At 51.5% G+C, this 6,753-nt stretch carries 4 protein-coding genes and 1 pseudogene; 2 read left to right on the top strand and 3 right to left on the bottom strand.

Annotated features, from left to right (window positions below):
* Window positions 1–480: 480 nt before the first annotated feature.
* A pseudogene (locus JCM15908_RS12070) lies at window positions 481–1,364 on the bottom strand (DMT family transporter).
* A 297-nt stretch (window positions 1,365–1,661) separates the two neighbouring features.
* On the opposite strand from JCM15908_RS12070, the gene thrS reads away from it, so the two are divergent.
* Together thrS and JCM15908_RS03475 are read left to right on the top strand one after the other, a co-directional pair.
* On the top strand, window positions 1,662–3,611 hold the full coding sequence (thrS, locus tag JCM15908_RS03480; RefSeq protein ID WP_025002278.1) for a threonine--tRNA ligase: 1,950 nt from the start codon (window positions 1,662–1,664) through the stop codon (window positions 3,609–3,611).
* A 181-nt stretch (window positions 3,612–3,792) separates the two neighbouring features.
* A complete protein-coding gene (locus tag JCM15908_RS03475; RefSeq protein ID WP_025002277.1) occupies window positions 3,793–5,079 on the top strand; it encodes an acyltransferase family protein in 1,287 nt (428 codons plus the stop codon).
* Between the two features lie 334 nt (window positions 5,080–5,413).
* On the opposite strand, the gene JCM15908_RS03470 is transcribed toward JCM15908_RS03475, so the two are convergent.
* Window positions 5,414–6,031, bottom strand: coding sequence for a hypothetical protein (locus tag JCM15908_RS03470; RefSeq protein WP_025002276.1), 618 nt, complete (start codon window positions 6,029–6,031; stop codon window positions 5,414–5,416).
* Window positions 6,021–6,746: a DUF5932 domain-containing protein gene (locus JCM15908_RS03465; protein WP_025002275.1), complete on the bottom strand. Its 726-nt coding sequence runs from the start codon at window positions 6,744–6,746 to the stop codon at window positions 6,021–6,023. Before JCM15908_RS03465 ends, JCM15908_RS03470 begins: the two co-directional genes overlap by 11 nt.
* Window positions 6,747–6,753: the final 7 nt, after the last annotated feature.

Below are 6,753 nucleotides of genomic sequence, written 5' to 3'. Positions count from 1 at the left end.
CGGAAAATTTATATACGGTTAGAAATTTTCCGCTAACCGTATATAAATTTTTCGCCCTCCGCAAACAGTTTTCCACCCGTCCGTATTCCGCCCTCTTTTTCGCTTCTCCGTCATTCCGTTATACTTCGTAACAATCTCATTATCAGGACTGAATCGGTCTCTTTCAGAAGAATCACGGATGAAAGTCAAGCTGCAAGAAGTCCGCCTTCCGCCCGAGCCTCATCCGGCAGAATATACCGGCCCGGAGGCTCATCCAGACGGAGGGATTCTATGTCTCTCACGGCAAAACGGCTGAAAACACTATCGCGAAACGGGCACTTTCATGTGGTGAAAGTGCCCGTTTCGATATGTCGGGAAGCCCGTTTCGCAAAGGGAAGGAAACGCTGCCGGAAATCCCTTGGGGAATGACGACGGAAATTGCCTACGGTATGGAAAGTCCGCAAGAGACTTTGCCGCAAACGGCATTTCGGCCGCCCCGTCCTAAAAGTCTATGTTCTTTGCCCTGTTCGCAATAATCACGCCTCCGAGAATCAGCGCACAGCCGATGAAGGAGGTAAGGGTCATGTGGTCGTTGAGCACGATGATGCTGGCTATTACGGTGGCAATAGGACTCACATAGATATAGTTGGCCGTCTTCAGAGCACCCAGCTTGGCAACCACCCAGCTCCAAAGGGCGAAGCACAGGAAAGAGGCAATGACGCGAGGAAGACGAGATTCCCCCAGACTTCCGGCTTCAGGAAGTTCTCCACAGGGAACGACCACGGCTCGAAGAAATAGATGGGCAGGATGCTCAGCACGCCATAGAAGAACACCTTGCGCGTGATGAACAGCGAGCTGTACCTGTCGGCAGCTTTCTTGATGAGCAGGGAGTAGAAAGCCCAGCTCGTAGCCGAAGCCAAGGCAAGGAGGTCGCCAAGCGACTGCAGGTTCAGCTGGAAATGGTCCTTGAAGATGACAAAGCCCAACCCTACCAGTGCCATCACCGAACCGACTACAAGCATCCAGCTGCACTTTACGGTCTTATAAAGCATAAGGGCGATGATGACCGTGAGCAGCGGAGAGATGTTGGCTATAAAGCTCACGTCGTTCACGCTTGTGAACTTCACGGCATAGTTTTCCGTAACGAAATAGAGGGAACCGCCCAAGATGCCCAACAGGCACATCAGGATTTCGTCCTTGACGTTCTTACTGAAAATCTGCCTCGGGGAAATCGTCCAGATACAGATGTACGCCATCGCGAAACGAAGCAGGAACACATCCTGCGGATTAAGTCCGGCAGTAATAAGCACCCGCGTGTTGACAAAAGTAACGCCCCAGATAACGACTACCAGCAGGGCCATGGAATGGTAAAATAGATTACGCATAGAACTCTTTTGATTATTATATTTGTTTTGGCCCGCAAGTTACAAACTTTTTGCATTATAAACGAATTTTTATTCAAGAAAGTTCCGAAAAGCCTGCTATTTTGTTGCTAAAGGCTGAAATTGGTACTGCTATCCGCCTCTATTTCCCATCGGGCACGCCTGCCCGAAACAGGACGGGCTTTCGTCATATTTCCCCAAAATAAATGAAATTACGCATTTATTGTTTCATTCTCTTGCCCTTTCTGATTATAATTGAGTATCTTTGCACAACTTTGATTTATAAAACTAATTTGTAGTATGGTTAAAATCACTTTCCCAGACGGTTCTGTCCGCGAATACGAACAGGGCGTAACTGGTTTTCAAATCGCCGAGAGCATTTCACCAGCTCTCGCCCGCGACGTTGTATCTTGCGGTGTAAATGGTGAGACAATGGAGCTGAACCGCCCTATCAACGAGGACGCTACCATCGCTCTATACAAGTTTGAGGACGAGGAAGGCAAGCATACCTTCTGGCACACCTCCGCCCACCTCCTTGCCGAGGCTTTGCAGGAACTCTATCCCGGCATCCAGTTCGGATTCGGTCCGGCCGTGGAGAACGGCTTCTTCTACGACGTCATGCCTGCCGAGGGGCAGACCATCTCCGAGAACGATTTCCCGAAGATTGAGGAAAAGATGAAGGAACTGGCCAAGAAGAACGAAGCCGTGGTGCGCCGCGACGTCGCCAAGGCAGATGCCGTCAGGGAATTTACGGCAGACGGACAGGAATACAAGGTGGAGCACATAGTTCAAGACCTTGAAGACGGAACAATCTCTACATACACTCAGGGCGGCTTCACCGACCTCTGCCGCGGCCCCCACCTCGTCTCGACGGGTGCCATCAAGGCCGTAAAGATAACGAGCGTTGCCGGAGCTTTCTGGCGCGGCGACGCCAAGCGCGAGCAGATGACCCGCATCTACGGCATCACCTTCCCGAAAAAGAAGATGCTCGACGAGTATCTCGTCATGCTTGAGGAAGCTAAAAAGCGCGACCACCGCAAGATAGGAAAGGAGATGGAACTCTTCATGTTCTCCGACCGCGTCGGCAAGGGTCTGCCCATCTGGCTGCCAAAGGGAACGCAGCTCCGCCTGCGCCTGCAGGACCTGCTGCGCAAGCTGCTCCGTCCGTACAACTATCAGGAGGTCATCACACCGGGAATCGGCGGCAAGAACCTCTACGTTACCTCGGGCCACTACGCCCACTACGGCAAGGACGCCTTCCAGCCCATCCAGACCCCGGAAGAGGGCGAGGAGTATATGCTCAAGCCGATGAACTGTCCGCACCACTGCGAGATATTCGCCCACAAGCCGCGTTCTTACAAAGACCTGCCGCTGCGCATTGCAGAGTTTGGTACGGTGTTCCGCTACGAGAAGAGCGGCGAGCTGCACGGACTGACCCGCGTACGCACCTTCACGCAGGACGACGCCCATATCTTTGTCCGTCCCGAACAGGTAAAGGCAGAGTTTGAGGCCAATATCGACATCATCCTGAAGGTGTTCAAGACCTTCGGATTCGACAATTACGAGGCACAGATTTCGCTCCGCGACCCTGCCGACAAGGAGAAGTACATCGGTTCTGACGAAGTGTGGAACGAAAGCGAAACGGCCATCAAGGAGGCTTGCGAGGAAAAGGGACTCAAGGCCCGCATCGAACTGGGCGAGGCTGCTTTCTACGGTCCCAAGCTCGACTTCATGGTCAAGGATGCCATCGGCCGCCGCTGGCAGCTGGGTACGATTCAGGTAGACTACAACCTGCCCAACCGCTTCAAGCTCGAATATACTGCCGAGGACAACTCCAAGCAGACGCCGGTGATGGTTCACCGTGCACCATTCGGCTCACTGGAGCGTTTCACCGCCGTGCTCATTGAGCATACCGCAGGGCATTTCCCGTTGTGGCTGACTCCCGATCAGGTGGCCATCCTGCCTATCTCGGAGAAGTACAACGACTATGCCCGCAAGGTGAAGGCCTACCTCGACGCCCACGACGTCCGTTCGCTGATGGACGACCGCAACGAGAAGATTGGCCGCAAGATTCGCGACAACGAACTGAAGCGCATCCCCTACATGGTCATTGTAGGAGAGAAGGAGGCTGCCGAAGGCCTCGTCTCCATGCGCCAGCAGGGCGGCGGCGAGCAGGCAACCATGACTATGGAAGAGTTTGCACGGCGCATCAACGCCGAAGTGGCCGGACAGCTGAAGACGCTGGAGTAACATTCCACCCCTATTGTCCGAAAGGAAGAATAAACGGGGAGGCGACGGTCTCCGGCAATGAATATATCAATGAGCAAGCAGTAAGTTCCCTGACGGGGCCACGGCTTGCTCTTTTTAGTAACGACCGGAAGATGTTGTTTTTTCATATTGGATTCCTAACAAAGAAGCAGACAGAAATAAAATGGCAAACAGACTGAAAGGACTGGATAGCCTTAGGGTTATCCTGATGGTAATGATATTCTTGCATCATTTCCGTTTCTATGACAATGAAATCGCTACGCCCTTTGAGCCGTTAGGGTCATTTGCCGTCACGACGTTCTTCATGCTGAGCGGATTTTGCCTGTGCTTGGCGTATTCCGACAAGCTGCAGCAAGGCAGATTATCTTTCCGGGGGGTCTTTGCCCGTCAGACAAGAAAGATACTTCCCTATCATCTGACAACATTTGCGATTTGCCTGCTCTATACTTCGGCCTATACCTTTGAGAACGGCAAGGAAATATCCTCACAGGATGTGCTGACAAGTCTGCAAAACCTGTTCTTGCTACAGTCATGGAATCCCCATAAGGAAGTATATTACTCATTGAACAGCGTGTCATGGTTTCTTTCAGACATATTGTTTCTGTATCTGTGCTTCCCCGTTCTTTTGTATATTCTCCGAAAGAAAGCGGCAGGCCGGGCGGTGCTCATGGCCACAGTTGCAGCCTACTTGGCGGTTGCCTTCTCCACATCAGGGGCATGGCAGGAATATCTGCTTTATATCTGCCCGCCCTTCCGTCTGATTGATTTTTCCTTGGGAATCATGCTGTATATGGCGGTCAAGACGGCTCCTAAGGAGCGGCAGAAAGACTTCCTAAGGAACGGCAAGAGCGATTCCTTAGGAAGGACTGAAGCGATTCCTAAGGAACGACAGGAGGACTTCCTAAGGAACGGCAAGAGAGATTCCTTAGGAACGACCAAGACGCCTCCCGGAGAACGGCAAGAGCAACTCCTCGGGAATGGCCGAAGCGGCTCCCGAGACCTCTCCCGTCAGGGAAATAACCGTGCAGAAACATGGAAAAGAACCGCAGCTGTAGTGATAACGCTCGCTGCCGTTGCAGTTTCCTTATGGTTTTACTCCCTCCTCCCCATACCGCTGTCTTACGATGCCTTGTTTTGGATACCCTCTGCCATGACCATATATGTTCTTTCCTTAGTCAATGCAGGTGGAGGCGTGAGTCTGACGGGTAAGGTAACAGACGTGTTCTCAAAGTATCTTGCACCCCTGTCCATGTCCTTTTATATGATTCACCCGATGGCCTTGACCTTTATGGATTTGGCTTGTCAGCGGACAGGCATGTCTTTGGATTATGTCTTCAGAATCCCGTTGTACCTTTTCTGTACGCTGATTATGGCATGGGGACTATATCTGTGTATTACCCGTTTTGGCAAAATGAGCACTATCATAAAAAGGCTTGTAATTCATTCTTGACGGCCCTACCACCTTGCCTTTCACCATTTCAGCAGCCCTTATCAGCCGGGGCCATACACCCCACGAATAGAGTACAAACGTACCTCACTCGTGGGTATAAATGCACCCGACAAGCAGGGCTGTTTTCCCCCTGCGTTTCACTGAAAAAACAAGGTAATCAGTTAACTTTTCCAACAAGTCCGGCTGCTCCGTACACCCTCGCCGCTACCTTGGGAAAGACAAGCCGCATGCTGTCAGCCTGTCAGCAATTTTAACTTTTCACAGGCTCATTATCAGGCGATTGCGAAAAGCTGACAGCATGACAGAAAAAACAAAAAAAGCAAGAATGTCTTTACTACATGAAGACGAACAGAAAGGAATAATAGAGCTGTACGGACAATATATATAGCGGAAACAAGGAGGCGGAACGCTTCACGCCCACGGTCAGCAGCTCATAGGTATCTGCTATTCCCCTTACCCTGCCGCAGGACAATCCGTAAGAAAGCGAGCAGACTATCGCCGCAAAGGAGACTATGGGCACAATGCTCATGGAGAAGCTGCTCGGAAACAGGCCGCCGGTGATGCTGAGCAACATGGCATGGGGGACAAAGGCAAGCAGTCCTATCACGCAAGCCATGAGCAGCATCTCTGCCAATACAATGCGAAGTCCCATACGCTGACGATAATGAAGCGACCTGAAAGACTCCTTCCCCGTTATCAGCACGGAAAGCATCCTCAGCAGGCCACTTCCCACGAAAGCCCCGTATGCCGTTGACAACAGGACGACCCATACCAGAAGAGGCGTCTGAAGATTGTCCGTAAAGTACCCGAAGAACCACCTGATGCCCTCGTTGCCAAGCAACGACCTGACATTGGCATCGGGCATGGCGGCTCCTACAATCCACGAGGAAAGAATCAGCAAGACCTCAAGTCCGACAAGCAACAGGGCTATGACGCCTTTCTCAATCTTCATCGGCATACAGGTTGTCTATATCTATGATACGCAATTCAAGTGCACGGACAACAAGCCGGGTAGCATTGACTCCTGCTCCGCCCCGACCTTCGTGGAAGAGCTTCTGAACAAGCTCGTTCTGCCGCTTCTCCAGACTTTTCACTCCGAAGGGCATACCGCGCAGATTCGTTACCTGCTCCTTGGTATAGCCCAAGGCAAGATGGCGCAGGAAACGCTCGTCGTACTCGTCTATCTCATAGTTTATCATGGCCTCTTGGTGCATAAGCTGCGTATTCACACTCTTCTTGAAACGTTCGACTATCTTCTCCAAGATAGGCTGATTGAACACCAGACGCTTGCCGCTCATGACACTTGCCACATCGCCTCTCGTCAGAAGCTCGCCGCTCTTCAGGCATATACCGTCGGCTCCGGCATCGAGCACGTCTACCCACAGCTTCTCATTGAGAATTTCGCCCGTAAATATCAGAACTTTCACTTTGGGATAAAGCTCCTTGGTCTGCCTGCAAATCTCGACACCGACCGTCGTTGACCCTCCAAGGCCAAGGTCAAGCAGGACAAGGTCCGGCAACTGCTTCTTTATAAGCCGCCAATAGGCAACTTCGCTTTCAGCCGTCCCGATTATCTCGGCCTCGGTAATGTCGTTCTTGAAGATTCCTTCTGTCCCCTTCAGTTCAAGGGGAACATCCTCTACTATAATTACTTTGAAATTATCCATAATCTTT

The organism is Prevotella dentasini JCM 15908, from assembly GCF_000614065.1.
Lineage (GTDB): Bacteria > Bacteroidota > Bacteroidia > Bacteroidales > Bacteroidaceae > Prevotella > Prevotella dentasini.
This window is presented reverse-complemented; position numbering and strand designations above follow the sequence as displayed.

Coding starts and splice junctions, on each gene's coding strand:
- thrS (WP_025002278.1), top strand. CDS start 1,662: ATGGTTAAAATCACTTTCCCAGACGGTTCTGTCCGCGAATACGAACAG.
- JCM15908_RS03475 (WP_025002277.1), top strand. CDS start 3,793: ATGGCAAACAGACTGAAAGGACTGGATAGCCTTAGGGTTATCCTGATG.
- JCM15908_RS03465 (WP_025002275.1), bottom strand. CDS start 6,746: ATGGATAATTTCAAAGTAATTATAGTAGAGGATGTTCCCCTTGAACTG.
- JCM15908_RS03470 (WP_025002276.1), bottom strand. CDS start 6,031: ATGAAGATTGAGAAAGGCGTCATAGCCCTGTTGCTTGTCGGACTTGAG.